This window comes from Streptomyces sp. NPDC025638 (genome assembly GCF_055558775.1).
The window spans coordinates 94,208-114,615 of record NZ_JBVHLX010000013.1 but is presented as its reverse complement, the minus strand read 5'-3'; the positions used below and the strand labels follow the sequence as shown (position 1 = coordinate 114,615).

Sequence of the window (20,408 nt, the reverse complement as noted above, 5' to 3'; positions counted from 1 at the left end):
ATGACGCAACGGGAGGGTGGAGCCTGAGTGCGCCGGTGGGTGGACCTTCCCCGGAGAAGGACTCCACCTGGCGGTGGACGTCCCCTAGGGGGATCTCCGCACGAAGGCTCGGGGAAGGTTCGTACCCCTGGAGGAGGAACCGGCCCCCGGGTCGTCCTTAACCTGGCTTTACGTCGCCGGGGGGCGGTTGTCCGAACCGGCGGGGGTGGGGTTTTCCCCCGGGGAAGACGGGGCTTCGCACCAGCGCGCGGCACCCACGCCACCCACGAGACTCATCGGCGTACCACTTCGACCGACCGGTGCGGCACCGAGCGCCGCTCGCCCGTCAACCGACATAGGAGACTTACCGTGACATCGGCTATGACCATTCCCGGGCACGGGGGCGATTCGGAAGGTGCGGCGCGAAGCACCTCGATGAGGGGCGGTGGTCGGGCGGCGGGCGGGACTACGGCCGTTGCCGCGCGGGCCCGGCAGGTCGTCAAGGCGTACGGGTCGGGGGAGACCCGTGTCGTCGCCCTCGACCACGTCGACGTGGACATCGCCCGCGGCCAGTTCACCGCGATCATGGGCCCCTCGGGGTCCGGCAAATCCACCCTGATGCACTGCCTTGCCGGACTCGACACCGTGACGAGCGGCCAGATCTATCTGGACGAGACCGAGATCACCGGCCTGAAGGACAAGAAGCTCACCCAACTGCGCCGGGACCGGATCGGGTTCATCTTCCAGGCGTTCAACCTGCTGCCGACGCTGAACGCGCTGGAGAACATCACCCTGCCCATGGACATAGCCGGCCGCAAGCCGGACAAGGCCTGGCTGGACCGGGTCGTGGAGACCGTGGGTCTGGCCGGACGGCTCAAGCACCGGCCGACCCAGCTCTCCGGCGGCCAGCAGCAGCGCGTCGCCGTGGCCCGTGCCCTGGCCGCCCGCCCGGAGATCATCTTCGGTGACGAGCCGACCGGAAACCTCGACTCGCGCGCGGGCGCCGAGGTGCTGGGCTTCCTGCGCCGCTCGGTGGACGAGCTGGGCCAGACCATCGTGATGGTCACCCACGACCCGGTGGCCGCCTCCTATGCGGACCGGGTGCTCTACCTCGCCGACGGCCGGATCGTCGACGAGATGTTCCAGCCGACGGCCGACCAGGTCCTGGACCGCATGAAGGACTTCGACGCCCGGGGACGTACGTCATGACCGTCCTGAAGACCTCGATGCGCAACTTCTTCGCGCACAAGGGACGCATGGCGCTGTCGGCGATCGCGGTGCTGCTGTCGGTGGCGTTCGTGTGCGGCACGCTGGTGTTCACCGACACCATGAACACGACGTTCGACAAGCTGTTCTCGGTGACCGCCTCCAACGTGACGGTGTCGCCCAAGGGCGCGTCGAACGACAAAACCCCGCAGAACGGTGTGCCGCTGTCGCTGCCCGCGTCCGCCGTGGCGAAGGCCAGGACGGCTGACGGCGCCAAGTCGGCCGAGGGCGCGGTCAGTTCCCTGAACGTCACCGTCGTCAACAGCGACAACGACAACATGGGCTCCAGCACCGGCGCGCCCACCATCGCCGGCAACTGGACCAGGAACGACCTGCGGTCCATGGAGATCACCTCCGGGCACGCCCCGCGCGGGCCGACCGAGGTGATGGTCGACGCCGACACCGCCGACAAGCACCACCTCAGGATGGGCGACGAACTGCGCACCATCGCGCAGACCGGCGACTTCACGGCCCGGATCGTCGGCATCGCCACCTTCAAGGTGACCAACCCCGGTGCCGCCGTCGTCTACTTCGACACCGCCACCGCCCAGCGCGAACTGCTCGGCGCCACCGGTCGGTTCACCCAGATCAACGTCACCGCCGCGGCCGGCGTCTCCGACGCGCGGCTCAAGCGCAACGTCGCACAGACGGTCGGCGCGGGCACGTACAAGTACCAGACCGCCAAGGAGAACGCCGACGAGAACCGCAAGGGCGTCGGCGAGTTCATGAACGTCATCAAGTACGCCATGCTCGGCTTCGCCGGCATCGCGTTCCTGGTGGGCATCTTCCTGATCATCAACACCTTCTCGATGCTGGTCGCCCAGCGCACCCGCGAGATCGGCCTGATGCGGGCGATCGGCTCCTCCCGCAAGCAGGTCAACCGGTCGGTGCTGGTCGAGGCGACGCTGCTCGGCTTCGTCGGCTCGATCCTCGGCGTCGGCGCCGGTGTCGGCATCGCCGTCGGCCTGATGAAGCTCATGGGCTCGATGGGCATGGACCTGTCGACCCGGGACCTGACGATCAAGACGACCACCCCCGTGGTGGGCCTGATCCTCGGCGTGATCGTCACCGTCCTCGCCGCCTATCTGCCCGCCCGCCGCGCCGGCAAGGTCTCCCCGATGGCCGCGCTGCGCGACGCCGGTACGCCGGCCGACGCCAGGGCGGGATGGATCCGGGGCCTGATCGGCCTGGTCCTCACCGGCGCCGGCGCGGCCGCCCTGTTCGCCGCCGCCTCGGCGAAGAAGGCCAGCGACGGCTCGCTCGTCCTCGGCGCGGGCATCGTCCTGTCCCTGATCGGCTTCGTCGTCATCGGCCCGCTCCTTGCGGGCGGGGTGGTGCGGGTGATCAGCGCGGTGCTGCTGCGGGCCTTCGGCCCGGTCGGCCGGATGGCCGAGCGCAACGCCCTGCGCAACCCGCGCCGCACGGGGGCCACGGGCGCCGCCCTGATGATCGGCCTCGCACTGGTCGCCTGCCTGTCGGTGGTCGGCTCCTCCATGGTCGCCTCCGCCACCAGCGAGCTCGACAAGTCGGTCGGCGCGGACTTCATCGTCACCGGCCACCAGCGGATCGTCCCGCAGGCCCAGCGGGCGATGGAGCGGACACCGGGCCTGGCCCATGTCACCAGCTACAAGGAGATCGAGGCCACGCTGACCTCGCCCGACGGCAAGACCGACGACAAGGGTGTGACGGCCGCGGACCCCTCGTACTCCGGTGACCTGCGCCGCACCACCACCGAGGGCACCCTGACGAACGCCTACGGCAAGGACGCCATGGCGGTCGGCTCCGACTACGCCAAGCAGCACGGCGTGCACGTCGGCGACACCATCACGGTCGCCTTCAAGCACGGCCGCATGGCCAGGCTCAAGGTCGCCGCCATCACGGACGACGACACCGCGCTCGACAAGGGCGCGCGCTACATGAGCATCGAGACCATGGCGAAATACGTCCCGAAGAGCCAGATCCCGCCGAACGTGATCATGTTCGCCAAGGCCAAGCAAGGCCAGGAGAAGCAGGCGTACGCGGCTCTGAAGACGTCCCTGAAGAAGTGGCCGCAGTACGACGTCAGGGACCAGACCGACTACAAGAAGGAACTGAAGGACCAGGTCGGCCAGCTCCTGAACATGGTCTACGGCCTGCTCGCCCTGGCGATCATCGTCGCCGTCCTCGGTGTGGTGAACACCCTGGCGCTTTCGGTGGTCGAGCGGACGAGGGAGATCGGCCTGATGCGGGCCATCGGCCTCTCCCGCCGCCAGCTGCGCCGCATGATCCGCCTGGAGTCGGTGGTCATCGCCCTCTTCGGCGCCCTGCTCGGCCTCGGCCTGGGCATGGGCTGGGGAGCGACCGCCCAGAAGCTCCTCGCCCTGGAGGGTCTGAACGTCCTGGAGATCCCCTGGCCGACGATCATCGGAGTCTTCATCGGCTCGGCCTTCGTGGGCCTGTTCGCGGCACTGATCCCGGCGTTCAGGGCGGGGCGGATGAACGTGCTGAACGCGATCGCGACGGATTAGCCGCGCAGGCGAAGCCGTCGGTACGACCACCGCATACGGGGGTTGCGGGGGAAGACCCGGTGCCGGGGAGTCTTGGGGGACTTCCCGGCACCGGGTTGCTTGCTGACTGTCGAGCCCCGCTTCCTGGCCGACCGAGCCGGGTGGTGGGTGGGCATGGGCCGGGGGTCCAGGGGGCGGAGCCCCCTGGGAGGTCCGCCGCGGCGCGAGCACCGGAAAGCGCAGGTTACCCACAGCCCCCGGCACCGGCGAGCGCAGCGTCGTACGCTGGAGACCCCCCGGCCGTCGGACGAGTCGGGTCATTCGTGTTGCCCACCCTCGGACGGAAGCCTCCTCCATGAGCCTGCACGGTCTGCTCGACGCCGTCGTCAAGGACGCCGCCCTCGCGGAAGCGATCAAGGCGGCCGAGGACGGCAATCGGATGCACATCGACCTGGTCGGCCCCCCGGCGGCCCGCCCCTTCGCCATCGCCGCCCTGGCCCGCGAGGCCGGCCGCCCGGTGCTGGCGGTGACCGCGACGGGACGCGAGGCCGAGGACCTGGCCGCCGCCCTGCGCTCCCTGCTGCCCCCCGAGGGCGTCGTCGAGTACCCCTCCTGGGAGACCCTCCCGCACGAGCGGCTCAGCCCCCGCAGCGACACCGTCGGCCGCCGCCTCGCCGTACTGCGCCGCCTCGCCCACCCGAGGCCCGACGACCCCGAGACCGGCCCGGTCTCCGTCGTCGTGGCGCCCGTACGCTCCGTGCTCCAGCCGCAGGTCAAGGGCCTGGGCGACCTGGAGCCGGTGGCCCTGAGGACCGGGCAGACCGCCGACCTGAACGAGATCGTCGAAGCCCTCGCGGCCGCCGCGTACTCCCGTGTCGAGCTGGTCGAGAAGCGCGGCGAGTTCGCCGTACGCGGCGGCATCCTCGACGTGTTCCCGCCCACCGAGGAACACCCCCTGCGCATCGAGTTCTGGGGCGACGACGTCGAGGAGATCCGCTACTTCAAGGTCGCCGACCAGCGCTCCCTGGAGGTCGCCGACCACGGTCTGTGGGCGCCGCCCTGCCGTGAACTCCTGTTGACGGAAGACGTCCGTACACGTGCGCGTGTCCTCGCCGAACAGCACCCGGAGCTGGGTGAACTGCTCGGCAGGATCGCCGAGGGCATCGCGGTCGAGGGCATGGAGTCGCTGGCCCCGGTCCTGGTCGACGACATGGAGCTGCTCCTGGACGTGCTGCCCAAGGGCGCAATGGCCGTCGTGTGCGACCCGGAGCGGGTACGCACGCGTGCCGCGGATCTGGTCGCGACGAGCCAGGAGTTCCTTCAGGCCTCCTGGGCGGCCACCGCCGGCGGCGGCGAGGCGCCCATCGACGTCGGCGCGGCCTCCCTGTGGTCCATCGCCGACGTCCGCGACCGCGCGCGCGAGCTGGACATGATGTGGTGGTCGGTGTCGCCGTTCGCCGCCGACGAGGAACTGACGGACACATATGCCGCTCACGCGGCGGGGGACACCCTCAAGCTCGGCATGCACGCCCCCGAGACCTACCGCGGTGATACCGCGCGCGCCCTCGCCGACACCAAGGGCTGGCTCGCCGACGGCCGGCGCACGGTCTTCGTGACCGAGGGCCACGGCCCCGCGGCCCGTACGGTCGAGGTGCTCGGCAGCGAGGGCATCGCCGCACGCCTCGACACGGACCTCGCCGAGCTCACCCCCTCGGTCGTCCACGTCTCCTGCGGCTCGATCGACTACGGCTTCGTCGACCCGGCGCTCGGACTCGCCGTCCTGACGGAGACCGATCTGACGGGGCAGAAGGCGGCCGGCCGGGACGGCGCCCGCATGCCCGCCCGCCGCCGCAAGACCATCGACCCGCTGACCCTGGAGCCGGGCGACTACATCGTCCACGAACAGCACGGCGTCGGCCGCTACGTCGAGATGGTGCAGCGCACCGTCCAGGGCGCCACCCGCGAGTACCTCGTCGTCGAGTACGCCCCCGCCAAGCGCGGCCAGCCCGGCGACCGCCTGTACATCCCCACCGACCAGCTGGAGCAGATCACCAAGTACGTCGGCGGCGAGGCACCCACCCTGCACCGCCTCGGCGGCGCGGACTGGACGAAGACCAAGGCGCGCGCGAAGAAGGCCGTCAAGGAGATCGCCGCCGACCTGATCAAGCTGTACAGCGCGCGGATGGCGGCCCCGGGACACGCCTTCGGCACGGACACCCCCTGGCAGCGGGAGCTGGAGGACGCCTTCCCGTACGCCGAGACCCCCGACCAGCTGACGACGATCGCCGAGGTCAAGGAGGACATGGAGAAGTCGGTCCCGATGGACCGCCTGATCTGCGGCGACGTCGGTTACGGCAAGACGGAGATCGCGGTGCGGGCCGCCTTCAAGGCGGTGCAGGACGGCAAGCAGGTCGCGGTCCTCGTCCCGACCACCCTGCTGGTGCAGCAGCACTTCGGGACGTTCAGCGAGCGGTACTCGCAGTTCCCGGTGAACGTGCGCGCGCTGTCCCGCTTCCAGACCGACACCCAGGCCAAGGCGGTCCTGGAGGGCCTGCAGGACGGCGCCGTCGACATCGTCATCGGCACCCACCGCCTGTTCTCCTCGGAGACCAAGTTCAAGGACCTCGGCCTGGTCATCGTCGACGAGGAGCAGCGCTTCGGCGTCGAGCACAAGGAGCAGCTGAAGAAGCTCCGCGCGAACGTCGACGTCCTGACCATGTCCGCGACCCCGATCCCCAGGACCCTGGAGATGGCGGTCACCGGCATCCGCGAGATGTCGACGATCACCACCCCTCCGGAGGAGCGCCACCCGGTGCTCACCTTCGTCGGGCCGTACGAGGAGAAGCAGATCGGCGCGGCCCTCCGCCGCGAACTGCTGCGCGAGGGCCAGGTCTTCTACATCCACAACCGGGTCGAGTCGATCGACCGCGCGGCCGCCCGGCTGCGCGAGATCGTCCCCGAGGCGCGCATCGCCACCGCCCACGGTCAGATGTCGGAGTCCACGCTGGAACAGGTCGTCGTCGACTTCTGGGAGAAGAAGTTCGACGTCCTGGTGTCGACCACGATCGTCGAGTCCGGCATCGACATCTCCAACGCCAACACCCTGATCGTCGAGCGCGGCGACACCTTCGGCCTCTCGCAGCTGCACCAGCTGCGCGGCCGCGTCGGCCGGGGCCGCGAGCGCGGCTACGCCTACTTCCTGTACCCGCCGGAGAAGCCCCTGACCGAGACCGCCCACGAGCGGCTCGCGACCATCGCCCAGCACACGGAGATGGGCGCGGGCATGTACGTGGCGATGAAGGACCTGGAGATCCGCGGAGCGGGCAACCTGCTCGGCGGCGAACAGTCCGGACACATCGCGGGCGTCGGTTTCGACCTGTACGTGCGCATGGTCGGCGAGGCGGTCGCGGACTACCGACGGCAGCTGGAGACCGGCGAGATCGAGGAGGAGCCGCCGCTCGAAGTCAAGATCGAGCTGCCCGTCGACGCGCACGTCCCGCACGACTACGCCCCCGGCGAGCGGCTCCGCCTCCAGGCGTACCGGGCCGTCGCCTCGGCCAACACGGAGGGGGACATCAAGGCCGTACGGGAGGAACTCGTCGACCGATACGGCAAGTTGCCCGAGCCGGTGGAGAACCTGCTCCTGGTGGCGGGCCTGCGCATGCTCGCGCGCGCGTGCGGCGTCGGCGAGATCGTGCTGCAGGGCACCAACATCCGCTTCGCGCCCGTGGAGCTGCGGGAGTCGCAGGAACTGCGGGTCAAGCGCCTGTACCCGGGCACCGTCATCAAGCCGGCGGTGCACCAGGTGCTGGTACCGCGTCCGAAGACCGCGAAGGTCGGCGGAAAGCCGCTGGTCGGGCGGGAGTTGCTGGGCTGGGTCGGGGAGTTCCTGGCATCGATCCTGGGTTCTTGACCGCGCCCCTCCCGCTCACCGTCGGACTGGGCCGTGTTTGCTGAGACCGGCGGCTGAGCCCGGCCGCACGCCGACGTGCACCCAGCCCCCCTCGGGCCGCGTCCACCCGCAACCTCCCGACGGCTACCGTGGGGTCAGGACCAGTCCGCCCGCGTGGAGGCGGTACAGGGGAGGCAAGGGGAGGGTGCGCTGTGATGCGTCTGAGGGGCGGGGCAGTCACCGCTGTCGTCATGATGTTCGCCGTGGCCGGCTGCACGGCAGAGCGGACCGAGGGGTCTTCCGGACCCGAACGGTCGGGAGGCGGGGGCGCTGCCCTGGCCGCCGCGGACTCGCTGACCGTCAAGGGACGCGCGCCGAAGACCGGTTACTCCCGCGCCAGATTCGGCACGGCCTGGGCGGACACCGACTCCAACTCCTGCGACACCCGGGACGACATCCTCAAACGCGACCTGAAGGAGTTGAAGTTCACCGGCGGCACCTGCAAGGTCTCCTCCGGCCTGCTCGACCCCGACCCCTACTCCGGCAGGGGCGTCACCTACCGGCGCGGCCGCAGCCAGGTGGACATCGACCATGTCGTCGCCCTCTCGGACGCCTGGCAGAAGGGCGCCAAGTACTGGGATCCCAGCAAGCGCATAGCCCTGGCCAACGACCCGCTCAACCTCCTGGCCGTGGACGCAAGCACCAACCGCAGCAAGGGGGATGGCGACACGGCCACCTGGCTGCCGCCCAACCAGTCCTACCGCTGTGCCTATGTCGCCGCCCAGGTGGCGGTGAAGAAGAAGTACGACCTGTGGGTGACCGCCGCGGAGAAGACCGCGATGAAGAAGGTCCTCACGACCTGCCCGAACCAGAACCTCCCTTCGGGAGGCAACCCGACGAAGGCACCGGATCGCTTCCGGGCGCATTGAGGGAAGGGGGGAGGGCCCGGAGGACGTAAAACCGTTTCCGGTCCGTCGGCCCCACCGCATACCGTCGCCCGCATGGACGTGAAGGTGGCGAGCCTCGCCGAGCAGCCCGGTAAGTTGGAGCAGGTTCTCGGTATGGCCGACACCTGGCCGGAGTTCACCGTCAACGACCCGGTGGGCGACGCCTACTACGGCCGCATCCCGATCGAGCTGCCGGAGTATGCGCTGTTCGCCGAGGACGAGCGGGGCGAAGTCGTCGCGCACGGCTACAGCGTGCCCTTCGCTCTCGGTGCCGAGGACCGCGGCATCCTGCCCGCCCGTGGCTGGGACCAGGTGCTCGGCTGGGCCTTCGCCGATCTGCGCCGCGGCACCCGCCCCGACACGGTCAGCGCCATCTCCATCGTCGTGGCCCCGCACGTCCAGGGGACCGGGCTGTCCGGCCGGATGCTCTCGGCGATGCGCGCCAACGCCCGTGCGCACGGCTTCAGCGAGGTCGTCGCCCCGGTCCGCCCGAGCGCCAAGCACCTTGAGCCCCGCACTCCGATCGAGGAGTACGCGCACCGGGTGCGCCCCGACGGTCTGCCGCACGACCCGTGGCTGCGCGTCCACGCCCGGGCCGGTGCCACCATCGACTCCGTCGCCCCGGCGTCCATGACCGTGGCCGCCTCGCTGGAGGAGTGGCGCCGCTGGACCGGGCTGCCCTTCGACACGGAGGGCGACATCGACGTACCCGGCGCACTGGTCCCGGTCCGCTGCGAAGCCGAGCGCGGATACGCCGTGTATGTCGAGCCCAACGTGTGGATGCGGCACCCGCTGTGAGGGGCGCCGCATCCCGGTTCAGCCGCCCAGCGCGTCCAGGTCGAGGATCTTGCCGGCGGGCTTCTTCGCCGGTACCGGCTGGTTGTAGTCGCCGAGGGTGAGGTGCACCGGGTCCTTGACGGACGTGCTGTCGATCTTCAGCAGATACGGCTTGCCCTCGGTGGCGACGTACAGCGTGTACTGGTCCTTGCCGTCCTTCTCGTGCAGGACGATCGCCGGCGTACCGTCGACGGTGGTCGTCCTGCCCCGGGTGGCGTCCGAGTTGACGTCCGCGGCGCCGCCGAGCACCGAGTCCAGGTCGCAGAAGCTCGCGATGTCCTTGGCGTCCTGGCCCTTCACGGCCATCTTGGTCCACTTCCCGGCCAGCATCGCCACGGCCGCGTCGGTGTCGGCCTTGGACTCGCCCTTGCTCTGGGCGCGCAGGAACGCCTCGTCGTACTTCATGTAGATGGTGTCGCCGGTCTTGATCAGGTCGGCCTTGCCCTGACCGTCCATGCTCATGGTGCCAGCGCATTCGCCCTTCTTGTTCAGGGCCATGTCGAGCTGGATGGTGCCGTTGCTCTCGTCGTCGGCGACATCGCCCTTGAGCCGTAGCGACGCGGCCCCGGTGGTGGCCTTCATTGCCCGGTCGGCGATCTCACCGCCGGTGAGCCCGGCGAACGGACCTTTCGGCTTGCTGTCCGCCTTGTCCTGCCCCGGCAGACAGCCGGTGAGCCCCGCGGCGGCCGCGGCGGCGAGACAGAGGGCGGCAAGTGCGGTGCGACGCATGGGAGTTCCTTGGTGAGTGTGGTGAGCGGTGTTGGGTGAGCGGTGTTGGGTGAGCGGTATGGGTGGGTGGTGTGACTGGCCGGCCGGGTCAGGCCGTCTTCTTCCAGTCCCCGCATCCGGCGGTCTTGAAGTACGCGTCGGAGGAGCTGATGGTGACGACGGCCGTGCCGGTCACGTTGTTGTTCGCGATGATCGAGTCGAGGCCGTGCTCGGCGTCCTTGGTGCGCTCCCAGTAGCAGGAGTCGTCGGCGTTGCCGGTGGACCTGTAGGTGCCGGGGGCGATGTCGGCGCCGACCTTGAACATGCCACCGTCGCCGTCCATCGTCGAGGCGCGCGAACCCTTCGCCTTCGGGTCGACGGCCTCCCAGTCCTTGCAGCCGCTGGACTTGAACAGCTTGTCGGTGGGCTTGATGGTGACGTAACTGGTCCCGCTGACGTTGTCGTTGGCCAGCAGTGAGTCCATCTCGCCCGAGGCGTCCTTGGCCCGCTCCCAGTAGCACATGTCGTCGGTGTTGCCGCTGGTGCGGTAGGTGCCGGGCTTGACGTCCGAGCCGACCTGGAAGTCGCCGTCCCCGTCGAACGCGGCCTTCTTCTTCGTGGCCGCCTCGGATCTGCCCGAGTCCTTCTTCCCGCCGTTCTTGTGCTCGGCGGACGCCGAAGAGCCCTTGTCGCTGCTGTCGGATCCGCCGCCGCTCTTGCCGCCGGCGTTCGCCGACACGGCGCCGATGACGACGATCCCCACGACGGCGCCCAGCGCGACCTTGCCCTTCATGCCCATGGCTGTCCCCTCCCCGAGACGGTGACCCACCCCCTCCGGCGGCCACTCGTTCGCTGGGTCAATAAGAGCAGAGCCTGTGAACCGAGTCAACACGGTTCACGCAATGAGTTCCGTACACGCGCGTGAATGGGTGGATCACATGTTCGCCGGTATGCTCGTGTCACACATGGACGAGGGGAGCGGGGCGGGTGCAGGACAACGCGACAGAAGTGACCGCCGCGGAAATCGCACGGCTCGCCGGCGTCGGCCGCGCCGCCGTCAGCAACTGGCGCCGCCGGCATGCCGACTTCCCGAAACCGGTCGGCGGCACCGAGACCAGCCCGTCCTTCGCCCTCGCCGAGGTCGAGGCCTGGCTGCGCAAACAGGGCAAGCTTGCCGAGGTCCCCCTGCGTGAACGCGTCTGGCAGCAACTCGCCGGCCACCCGGAGGGCCCGGTCACCGCGCTGGTGCACGCAGGCTGCGCGCTGCTGCTCATCCATGAGCGTCCGACCGACTGGCTGGAGATCAGCGCCGGCTCCGACGAGCGGCTGGCCGCGATGCTGCCCGCCGCGCTGGAGCAGGTGATCGCGCCGCGGTTCGGTCTGGCGCGTGGTCGCCGTGTTCACAGCTGGCAGGCCGCTGGCGGGGCGGCGGCCGTGAACACTCCGGCCAGTGTGAACAAGCCCGGGGTGGCTCACGGCTCGGGGGCCGCTCACGGCGCGGGAGCTGTGAACACCCCTGCCGCGGCGGATGTTCCACGCACTGCGAACGCCGTGAACACCCCGGCCCAGGTTCACACCCCACCGACGGGCAACACGTCAGCCGCGGTTCACACCCCTCCGGCCGTCACCGCCCCAGCCGATGTGAACCCTGCATCGGCCCGTGTGAACCCTGCGCCGGCCGTGAACACCGCCCCGGCCGTGAACAGCACCCCCGCCGTTCACGCCCCCACCGCCCCCCAACTCCTCCCCTCCATCCCCCTCCTGCGCGGTGCCGCCGAGCTGGCGGCCGAGACGGGAGCGCGGCAGACCTTCGAGTTCCTGCTGGGGCGGCATCTGGATGCCAATCCGCGCCAGTACACGCTCACCCCCGCCGAGCTCGCGCGGCTCATGGCCGACCTCGCCGGCCCCGCCCGCACCGTGCTCGACCCCGCCTGCGGCACCGGCGCCCTGCTGCGTGCCGTCGAGACCCGCCCCGGCCAGGAGCTCTACGCCCAGGACAGCGCGCCCGACCTCGCCGCGCTCACCGCGCTCCGGCTCGCGCTGCACACTCGGGCCACCGTGCGCGGCGCCGCCGGCGACACCCTGCGCGGTGACGCGTACCCGGAGCTGCACGCCGACGCCGTCCTGTGTCACCCGCCGTTCAACGAGCGCAACTGGGGGCACGACGAACTCGCCTACGACCCCCGCTGGGAGTACGGCTTCCCGGCGCGCAACGAGTCCGAGCTCGCCTGGGTCCAGCACGCGCTCGCCCGGCTGACGGACGGCGGCACCGCCGTGCTGCTCATGCCGCCCGCCGCCGCCTCCCGCCGCTCCGGCCGGCGTATCCGTGCCGATCTGCTGCGGCGCGGTGCGCTGCGGGCCGTCGTCGCGCTGCCGGTGGGTGCGGCGCCGCCGTACAACATCCCCCTGCACGTCTGGGTGCTGCGCCGCCCGGAGAAGGCGCCCGCGCAGCCCGAGGTGCTGCTCGCCGACACCGGGCAGTTCGCCGGCGAGGGGCGCGGCGGGCCGGACTGGCAGGCGGTGCGGGACGCCGCCCTCGACGCCTGGCGCGCCTTCGAACGCGCCGGGCGGCTGGACGAGCGCCCGGGGCTGGCCCGTTCGGTGCCCGTGATCGAGCTCCTCGACGACGACGTGGACCTCGCCCCCGCCCGCCATCTCCCGCCGCCCGCCGCGGCCGACGGCGCGGAGCAGCTCACGGCCGTGCGCGAGCGGCTCGGCGAGACCCTGCGCCTGACCAACGCCCTCACCCCGCCGCCCGCCGACTCCGCGCGACCCGTGCGCTGGCCGCTCACCACCATCGGTGAACTCGCGCGCGGGGGCGCCCTGGTGATGCGTACCGGCGGCAACGGCGGCCACGCGCGCGTGCCCGTCCTCACCGACCACGACGTCCTCGCCGGAACCGTGCCCTCCGGGACGCTCCCCGAGAGCGACGAGGAGGCCGTGCTCACCGAGCCGGGCGATGTCGTCGTGCCGGTGCTCGGCGGCGGCTCGGTGGCGCGCGTGATCGACGAGGCGACGGGAGGCGCCGCCCTGGGGCGCAACCTCGTGCTCCTGCGCCCCGATCCCACGGCGCTCGACCCGTGGTTCCTCGCCGGCTTCCTGCGCGGTACCGCCAACAACCGTCAGGCCAGCAGCTACGCGTCCACCGCCACGCGCCTCGATGTGCGCCGCCTCCAGCTGCCGCGGCTCCCGCTCGACGAACAGCGGCGCTACGGCGCGCGCTTCCGCGCCCTGGACGAGTTCGAGCGGGCGCTCAGGCACGCGGGCCGGCTCGGGGACCAGCTCGTGCGCGGGATGTACGACGGCCTGACCGACGGCACGGTGGCGCCGGAGTGACCCGCCGGGGGCGCCGCATCCCGCGCTCCCGCCCGGAACGTCCGGCTCCGCGTGTTCCTGTCCGTACCTGCGGTGTCGTGGGAAGTGTTCGGCACGACAACGGTTCGGTACAACCCGGGCCGCTTGTCCGTGTCGGGCCATATGCTCGAAGCGACAAGGGCATGACCGGTGTTGTCCGCGCAACGGGCGGCGCCGGACCGACACGTACGCATAATTCGGGCAACAGGAGCAACCATGCAGGGCCACGGCTACGCACAGCCGCTGAAGCGGCCGCCGGACACCGCGGTGCTGATCTTCCTGCGTGTGCTGTTCGTGGCGCTCGGGTTCACCTGCATCGGCTTCGCGACCTGGGCGATGCTGTTGCGCCTGGCCATCGTGACCCGCAAGTCGCTGGACTGGGGCCTGTTCGTGGCGGTCCTCGCGGCCGACGTCCTCAGCATCGTGCTGCTGGGCAGCGAATCCGGCGACGAGATCCACACCGCCGGCGGCTACCTGGGCATCACCCTGCTCCTGGGCACCCTCGTCGCAGCGACGGCGTACTACCTCGCGGCCGACATACGGCACTTCCAGCGGCTGCGGGACGCCTACCGCGCGCAGCAGCCGATGGCGTCGCCGTACGGGTACGCGCAACCCGCGTCTCCGTACACCGCGACGACCGTGCCCAGCTCGCCGATCGGGCCGACCGCGCCGCAGTCCCCGCTCGGCCCGCACACCCCGCCCCCGATGGCCCACACGCCCCCGTCCCAGCCCCCGATACCGGCCCCGCCGCAGCGTCCGGCGCCCGCCCGCATCGACCAGGTGCGCGCCGAGCTGGACGAGCTCAGTGACTACCTGCGCAAGCACGACGGGCATCACGAGGGCGGACGGTGACCGTGGCGACAGGACGTGTCGTCGCCGGCCGCTACGAACTGTCCACGCTCATCGGGCAGGGCGGCATGGGCCAGGTCTGGACGGCGTACGACAAGCGGCTCGACCGGCGCGTGGCGGTGAAGCTGCTGCGCCCCGACAAGGTGGCGGGGCAGGAGGCCGACGAACTGCGCCGCCGGTTCGTGCGCGAGTGCCGGGTGACCGCACAGGTCGACCACCCCGGTCTGGTCACCGTGCACGACGCGGGCAGTGAGGGCGAGGAGCTGTTCCTCGTCATGCAGTACGTCGACGGCGCCGACCTCTCCGACCACCTCGCCGAGCACGATCCGTACCCGTGGCAGTGGGCGGTCGCGGTCGCCGCGCAACTGTGCGCCGTGCTGAGCGCCGTGCACGCCGTGCCGATCGTCCACCGTGACCTCAAGCCGCGCAACGTGATGGTGAAGCAGGACGGCACGGTCACCGTCCTCGACCTCGGTGTCGCCTCCGTCATGGACACCGACACCACCCGCCTGACCCACACCGGCTCGCCCATCGGCTCGCCCGCCTACATGGCCCCCGAGCAGGCGATGGGCGGCGCGGTCGGCCCGTACACCGACCTGTATGCGCTGGGCGTGCTGATGCACGAACTGCTCAGCGGGGACGTGCCGTTCGCCGGCTCCACGGCGCTCGGGGTGCTGCACCGGCATCTGTACGAGCCGCCGCTGCCCGTGCGCCGGATCCGCCCCGAGGTGCCGGAGACGCTGGAGGCGCTCGTACTGCGTCTGCTCGCCAAGGACCCGCAGCACCGCCCCGCCTCCGCGCAGGAGGTGTACGAGAACCTGGCACTGCTCCTGCCCGCGCGCGGGATACCCACCGGGGCACCCCTGGACCCCACCCGCCCCTTCCTGCGCCCGCACGCCCCCTGGCCGGACCGCGCCCGCACCCCCGCGCCGCAGCCCGCCCCGATGGCGCCCGTGCCCGACAAGCCCGATGTCGCCGCCGCCGTCGACGAGGTCAAGCGCCTCCTCGGGGAGGGCCGCATCACCCAGGCCGTCGACATCCTCGGCGCGATCCTGCCCACCGCGGCCGAGCAGCACGGCGAGCACTCCCCGGTCGTCCGCACCCTGCGCAAGCAGTACGCGGCCACGCTCATGGACGACGGCCAGTACCGGCGCGCGCTGCCCGAACTGCGCCGCCTCGCCGACGAACGCGCCTCCGAGGCGGGCCAGGCCGACCCGCAGTCCCTGCGGTTCCGCTACGAGGCCGCCCAGTGCCTGGAGCAGCTCGGCGAACCGGCGGCGGCCCTGGCGGAGTACCGCGCGCTGCTGCCGTACTACGAGAACCAGTACGTCTCCGGCGACCCGCAGCTCGCCCATGACGTCCGCCGCCGGATCGGCCTTCTGCTGCTGGCCCTCGGCGACCGGGCTTCCGCCCACGACACGCTCGCGCGACTGGTGCTGGACGTGGAGCGCCTGCACGGTCCCGGACACCCGCTGGCCGCGGAGGTCCGGCGGACGCTGCAGTGGCTGGGGCAGGTGCGCGGCTAGATTTTGCCGTTCCCTGGGGGAAGCTTGTGATCTTGCGGGGGCGCTGTTTCTCAAAGCGGCACGCCGCACCCGATAGGTTGCCGTCCGTTTTAGCTGCACAGTGCACACACAGGGGTGGGGTTCCAGGCATGTCCAGCCATCGGCAGTCGAAGAAGCGCAGGTACCTGACATGGGCGGCCGTCGGTGCCGCCGTCGTCGCCGGGGCCGGCATCGCCGCGCAGACGTCGATGGCGGCCACGACCTGGCCCGCGCAGCGGACGTACACCGGCCGTGCCTTCGACACCTGTGCCGCGCCCTCCCTGGCCGCCATGAAGGCCTGGCACACGAACGGCTTCTACGGCGCCGCCGCCGTCTACGTGGGCGGCAAGAACCGCGGCTGCGCCCAGCCCAACCTCACCGCCTCCTGGGTCAAGTCCGTCAGCGCGGTCGGCTGGAAGCTCATCCCGCTCTACGTCGGCGCCCAGCCCCCCTGCCAGAGCGGCGCCAACCCCGAGAAGCTCACCGCCGCCAACGCGGCCTCCCTCGGCAGGACCGACGCGGACGACGCAGTGGCCAAGGCCTCCGCCCTCGGCATGAAGGCCGGCAGCCCGATCTACCTCGACATGGAGGCGTACGACACGACGAACACGTCGTGCAACAACGCCGTGCTCACCTATGTGCGCGCCTTCGACAAGGAACTGCGCGTGAAGACGTACCGCGCGGGCTACTACGGCTTCACCAGCTCCAGCGCCAAGGCCGTCGCCAACGCCACGGACAGGACCGATCTGCCGGGCAACCTCTGGTACGCGCTGTGGGACAAGCAGAACACCACGACCGCGGACTGGCCGTTCGGCGCGAGCCAGTACACCGGCCACAGCCGCGCCCACCAGTACATGGTCAACAGCAAGGAGACCCGCGGCGGCTACACGATCACCGTGGACCGGGACGCGTGGGACGCCCCGGTGGCCATCACCGGCTGACCTCCGCGCCCCGGAGGCGACGCGGCGGTGCCCGAAGTGTGCGTGAATCGTTGGTCGAATGGGTTGGCCAGAGCTTGCCCACTGCCTACCATCGATCACCGCAAGACTTTGTGCACCGTCGCACAATCTCCTCAGGAGGTCTCCTTGCTCCGCCGCCGTCGCACCGCGCTCGTCCTGTCCGCCGCGATCGCCGCCGCGGCTCCTCTCCTCGCCGCCTGCGGAAACGACGCGCATCCAGGCGCGGCGGCCGTCGTCGGGGGCCAGCGGATCACCGTCGCCCAGTTGGAGAACCGGGTGGACGAGGTGCGCCGGGCGCAGCGGGCCGCGGTGCCGGACGAGGCGCAGTACCAGCAGGTCCTCGCCTCCACCAGCAGCCTCACCCGCGACACCCTGCACAACATGGTCCTCGACCGGGTGCTGCACCGCGCCGCGCAGGACCAGGGCATCACGGTCACCCGCAAGGAGATCCAGCGGCTGCGCACCGGCCTGGAGCAGCAGTTCGGCGGCGCCGCGGCGCTGGAGACGGACTGGCTGCAGAAGTACGGCGTCGCACCCAAGCGGCTCGACGACAACCTGCGCCTCCAGGTCGAGGCCCAGAAGCTCGCCCAGAAGCTCGGCACCAGCACCTCCGAGCCCGCGTTCTGGAAGGCGCTGTCCACCGCGTCCGGCGAACTGAACATCGACCTCAACCCGCGCTACGGCTCCTGGGACGTGCAGAACAGCAGCCGCGTCGACGCGAAGACACCGTGGGTGCGAGAGGTCACGAAGACCGGGACGCAGCAGCAGTCGGCGTAGGCGCCGGGGCGCCGGGGCTCTGGGGCCTCGGGTTTCCGGGTCTTCGGGCTTCTGGACCTCCAGGCCCCGGGCTTCCGGGCCCCCGGGCTTCCGGGCTTCCGGGCCCCCAGGCCTTCCGGGCCCCCAGGCCTTCGGGCTCCCGGGTCCCGGGTTCTCAGTTCCCTGGGTCCCCCAGGCCTCAGGCCCGGCCCCGACCACCGCGTCGCGGTCTTACGATCGCATCGCCCGCCCAAGCCTGTGGACAACTCGCGAGGCCGTCGACGGACGTGCGTTACGTTCGATGCGTGAACACCACCAGCCTCGAAGCCGCTCAGGAACCGGGCCCGGCCGCGGCCCCCGGCCGTGTCGTCCTGCTCACCACCAGTCACCGCGTCGCCCCGGGGCTGCTGTCCTGGCCCGCCTGGCAGGCGCTGCGCTCCGCCGACCGTGTGCTGTGCGCGGACGGGGCCCACCCACAGCTGCCCTATCTGCGCGAGGCCGGGATAGGGGTGGAGGAGACGTCGCCCACCGCCCAGGAACTGGTCGACGCCTGCGTCGGCGGACACACGGTGGTGGTCGTGGCGACCGGTGAGGGCGAACCGGCGCTCACCGACGGCCTGGCCCGCCTCGCCGGCTCCGGCCGCGTGCGGATGCCCGAGCTGGAGCTGCTCCCCGCCTCCTACGACCTGCCGGGCGCCCGTCTCCTCGACCTCGTCCAGGTCATGGACCGCATCCGCGTCGAGTGCCCCTGGTCGTCCCGGCAGACCCACAAGGGCCTGGCGAAGTACGGCATCGAGGAGGCCTACGAACTCGTCGAGGCGATCGAGGCCGGCGACCGCGAGGAGCTCAGGGAGGAACTGGGCGACGTGCTGCTCCAGGTCGTCTTCCACTCCCGCATCGCCGAGGAGGACCCCGAGGCGCCGTTCTCCGTCGACGACGTGGCCGGCGGCATAGTCGCCAAGCTGATCCACCGCCACCCGCATGTCTTCGGCGACGAGACGGCCCAGACCCCCGAGGAGGTCAAGGAGCACTGGCTGCGCACCAAGGCCGAGGAGAAGCGGCGCACCTCCGTGACCGAGGGCGTCCCGCTCGGCCAGCCCGGCCTCGCCCTCGCGGCGAAGCTCGCCTCCCGCGCGCGCACGGCGGGACTGGAGGTGCCGCTGCCGCACGGCGAGGGCATCGGGTACGAGCTGCTCGCGCTCGCGATACGGGCCGAGGCGGACGGGGTGGACCCGGAGGCGGCACTGCGGGCGGCGGCAAGGGCGTACCGGGACGCGGTGCGGGCCGCCGAGGGAGTGGAAGGCATGGAGGGCATAGAAGGCATGGAGGGCTCGACGTCGGCCTGAGGGATGGCCCGAGGGAGGGGCACGGGGGCTTGCCCATGGGCGCGAGGGCGTGCGGGGAAAAGGAGTTGGAGGAGTCACCACTTCGGTGGCCGGTGCCCGCACCGCCCTCCGCGCGGCATCCGCCGGAAAGCCGGATACCGTCGAGGAGTGACCAACCAGCCCCACCCCCCGAACCCCACCCCCGCCGCCCCCGACCTGTTCAGCTGGGAGTTCGCCAGTAACCCCTACCCGGCCTACGCCTGGCTCCGCGAGCACGCCCCCGTGCACCGGACGAAACTCCCGAGCGGTGTCGAGGCCTGGCTGGTCACCCGGTACGCCGATGCCAAGCAGGCGCTGGCCGACCAGCGGCTGTCGAAGAACCCCGCGCATCACGACGAGCCCGCGCACGCCAAGGGCAAGACCGGTATCCCCGGTGAGCGCAAGGCGGAGCTGATGACGCATCTGCTCAACATCGACCCGCCGGACCACACCCGGCTGCGCCGGCTGGTCAGCAAGGCGTTCACACCCCGCCGGGTCGCCGAATTCGGCTCGCGCGTACAGGAACTGACAGACCGGCTCATCGACGGGTTCGCGGCCGAGGGGTCCGCCGACCTCATCCACGAGTTCGCCTTTCCGCTCCCCATCTACGCCATCTGCGACCTGCTCGGCGTTCCGCGCGAGGACCAGGACGACTTTCGGGACTGGGCGGGGATGATGATTCGGCACGGGGGAGGGCCGCGGGGCGGGGTCGCGCGGTCGGTCAAGAAGATGCGGGGCTATCTCGCCGAGCTCATCCACAGGAAGCGCGAGGCCCTGCCCGACAGCCCCGCTCCCGGCGAGGACCTCATCTCCGGGCTCATCCGCGCCTCGGACCACGGCGAGCACCTCACCGAGAACGAGGCCGCCGCGATGGCCTTCATCCTGCTGTTCGCCGGGTTCGAGACGACCGTCAACCTCATCGGCAACGGCACCTACGCCCTGCTCACCCATCCCGAGCAACGGCACCGTCTGCAGGCGTCCCTCGCCCGCCGGGAACGGGACCTCCTGGAGACCGGTGTCGAGGAACTCCTGCGCTACGACGGCCCGGTCGAACTGGCCACCTGGCGGTTCGCCACCGAGCCGCTCACCATCGGCGGGCAGGACATCGCACCCGGCGACCCCGTCCTGGTGGTGCTCGCCGCCGCCGACCGGGACCCGGAGCGGTTCGCCGACCCGGACGTCCTCGATCTCGGCCGACGTGACAACCAACACCTTGGATACGGCCACGGCATCCACTACTGCCTGGGTGCCCCGCTCGCCCGGCTGGAGGGCCAGACCGCGCTCGCCACCCTTCTCACCCGCCTCCCGGACCTCCGACTCGCGGTGGATCCGGCCGATTTGCGGTGGCGTGGCGGGCTCATCATGCGTGGACTGCGCACTTTGCCCGTGGAGTTCACGCCCGTCCGGTAAGTGAGGGAAGCGCGGCCTGTCGCGCCCCAAACCTGATGAATGCTCAACTCTGTGATC

General features: G+C 71.1%; 14 protein-coding genes. 12 read left to right on the top strand and 2 right to left on the bottom strand.

The window, feature by feature from the left end; all coding sequences use genetic code 11:
- Window positions 1-348: 348 nt before the first annotated feature.
- The 5 genes from ACZ4EG_RS30640 (at window position 349) to ACZ4EG_RS30620 (ending at window position 9,368) form a co-directional block, all read left to right on the top strand.
- Complete coding sequence (locus tag ACZ4EG_RS30640) at window positions 349-1,188, top strand: ABC transporter ATP-binding protein (protein ID WP_453555140.1); 840 nt, start codon at window positions 349-351, stop codon at window positions 1,186-1,188.
- The gene (locus tag ACZ4EG_RS30635; protein ID WP_467792848.1) at window positions 1,185-3,752 is read left to right on the top strand and encodes an ABC transporter permease; all 2,568 of its coding nucleotides are present in this window, start codon (window positions 1,185-1,187) and stop codon (window positions 3,750-3,752) included. Before ACZ4EG_RS30640 ends, ACZ4EG_RS30635 begins: the two co-directional genes overlap by 4 nt.
- A gap of 334 nt (window positions 3,753-4,086) precedes the next feature.
- Window positions 4,087-7,644, top strand: coding sequence for a transcription-repair coupling factor (gene mfd / locus ACZ4EG_RS30630; RefSeq protein ID WP_467792847.1), 3,558 nt, complete (start codon window positions 4,087-4,089; stop codon window positions 7,642-7,644).
- A gap of 194 nt (window positions 7,645-7,838) precedes the next feature.
- The gene (locus ACZ4EG_RS30625) at window positions 7,839-8,552 is read left to right on the top strand and encodes an HNH endonuclease family protein (RefSeq protein ID WP_467792846.1); all 714 of its coding nucleotides are present in this window, start codon (window positions 7,839-7,841) and stop codon (window positions 8,550-8,552) included.
- A gap of 72 nt (window positions 8,553-8,624) precedes the next feature.
- On the top strand, window positions 8,625-9,368 hold the full coding sequence (locus tag ACZ4EG_RS30620) for a GNAT family N-acetyltransferase (RefSeq protein WP_467792845.1): 744 nt from the start codon (window positions 8,625-8,627) through the stop codon (window positions 9,366-9,368).
- Between the two features lie 18 nt (window positions 9,369-9,386).
- Here ACZ4EG_RS30620 and ACZ4EG_RS30615 read toward each other — a convergent pair whose 3' ends face one another.
- On the bottom strand, window positions 9,387-10,136 hold the full coding sequence (locus ACZ4EG_RS30615; protein ID WP_467792844.1) for a hypothetical protein: 750 nt from the start codon (window positions 10,134-10,136) through the stop codon (window positions 9,387-9,389).
- A gap of 88 nt (window positions 10,137-10,224) precedes the next feature.
- Window positions 10,225-10,914 (bottom strand): hypothetical protein, encoded by a 690-nt coding sequence (locus ACZ4EG_RS30610; protein ID WP_467792843.1) that lies wholly within the window; start codon window positions 10,912-10,914, stop codon window positions 10,225-10,227.
- A 188-nt stretch (window positions 10,915-11,102) separates the two neighbouring features.
- On the opposite strand from ACZ4EG_RS30610, the gene ACZ4EG_RS30605 reads away from it, so the two are divergent.
- The 7 genes from ACZ4EG_RS30605 (at window position 11,103) to ACZ4EG_RS30575 (ending at window position 20,351) form a co-directional block, all read left to right on the top strand.
- Window positions 11,103-13,451, top strand: coding sequence for an N-6 DNA methylase (locus tag ACZ4EG_RS30605; protein ID WP_467792842.1), 2,349 nt, complete (start codon window positions 11,103-11,105; stop codon window positions 13,449-13,451).
- 234 nt (window positions 13,452-13,685) lie between these two features.
- The gene (locus tag ACZ4EG_RS30600) at window positions 13,686-14,321 is read left to right on the top strand and encodes a hypothetical protein (protein WP_467792841.1); all 636 of its coding nucleotides are present in this window, start codon (window positions 13,686-13,688) and stop codon (window positions 14,319-14,321) included.
- A gap of 38 nt (window positions 14,322-14,359) precedes the next feature.
- Entirely contained in the window at window positions 14,360-15,844 is a 1,485-nt protein-coding gene (locus tag ACZ4EG_RS30595) for a protein kinase domain-containing protein (protein ID WP_453555357.1), read from the top strand.
- Window positions 15,845-15,972: 128 nt separating this feature from the next.
- The gene (locus ACZ4EG_RS30590) at window positions 15,973-16,803 is read left to right on the top strand and encodes a glycoside hydrolase domain-containing protein (protein ID WP_453555124.1); all 831 of its coding nucleotides are present in this window, start codon (window positions 15,973-15,975) and stop codon (window positions 16,801-16,803) included.
- Between the two features lie 144 nt (window positions 16,804-16,947).
- Entirely contained in the window at window positions 16,948-17,598 is a 651-nt protein-coding gene (locus ACZ4EG_RS30585; protein WP_390709920.1) for a SurA N-terminal domain-containing protein, read from the top strand.
- Between the two features lie 284 nt (window positions 17,599-17,882).
- Window positions 17,883-18,923 carry a nucleoside triphosphate pyrophosphohydrolase gene (locus ACZ4EG_RS30580; RefSeq protein WP_453555122.1) on the top strand — a complete coding sequence of 347 codons (1,041 nt, stop codon included), beginning with the start codon at window positions 17,883-17,885 and terminating at the stop codon, window positions 18,921-18,923.
- Between the two features lie 147 nt (window positions 18,924-19,070).
- Entirely contained in the window at window positions 19,071-20,351 is a 1,281-nt protein-coding gene (locus ACZ4EG_RS30575; protein ID WP_467792840.1) for a cytochrome P450 family protein, read from the top strand.
- Window positions 20,352-20,408: the final 57 nt, after the last annotated feature.

Bases quoted from the DNA above. Each gene is read 5' to 3' on its own strand.
- ACZ4EG_RS30610 (WP_467792843.1), bottom strand. From the start codon at position 10,914: ATGGGCATGAAGGGCAAGGTCGCGCTGGGCGCCGTCGTGGGGATCGTC.
- ACZ4EG_RS30625 (WP_467792846.1), top strand. From the start codon at position 7,839: ATGCGTCTGAGGGGCGGGGCAGTCACCGCTGTCGTCATGATGTTCGCC.
- ACZ4EG_RS30590 (WP_453555124.1), top strand. From the start codon at position 15,973: ATGTCCAGCCATCGGCAGTCGAAGAAGCGCAGGTACCTGACATGGGCG.
- ACZ4EG_RS30620 (WP_467792845.1), top strand. From the start codon at position 8,625: ATGGACGTGAAGGTGGCGAGCCTCGCCGAGCAGCCCGGTAAGTTGGAG.
- mfd (WP_467792847.1), top strand. From the start codon at position 4,087: ATGAGCCTGCACGGTCTGCTCGACGCCGTCGTCAAGGACGCCGCCCTC.
- ACZ4EG_RS30600 (WP_467792841.1), top strand. From the start codon at position 13,686: ATGCAGGGCCACGGCTACGCACAGCCGCTGAAGCGGCCGCCGGACACC.
- ACZ4EG_RS30615 (WP_467792844.1), bottom strand. From the start codon at position 10,136: ATGCGTCGCACCGCACTTGCCGCCCTCTGTCTCGCCGCCGCGGCCGCC.
- ACZ4EG_RS30635 (WP_467792848.1), top strand. From the start codon at position 1,185: ATGACCGTCCTGAAGACCTCGATGCGCAACTTCTTCGCGCACAAGGGA.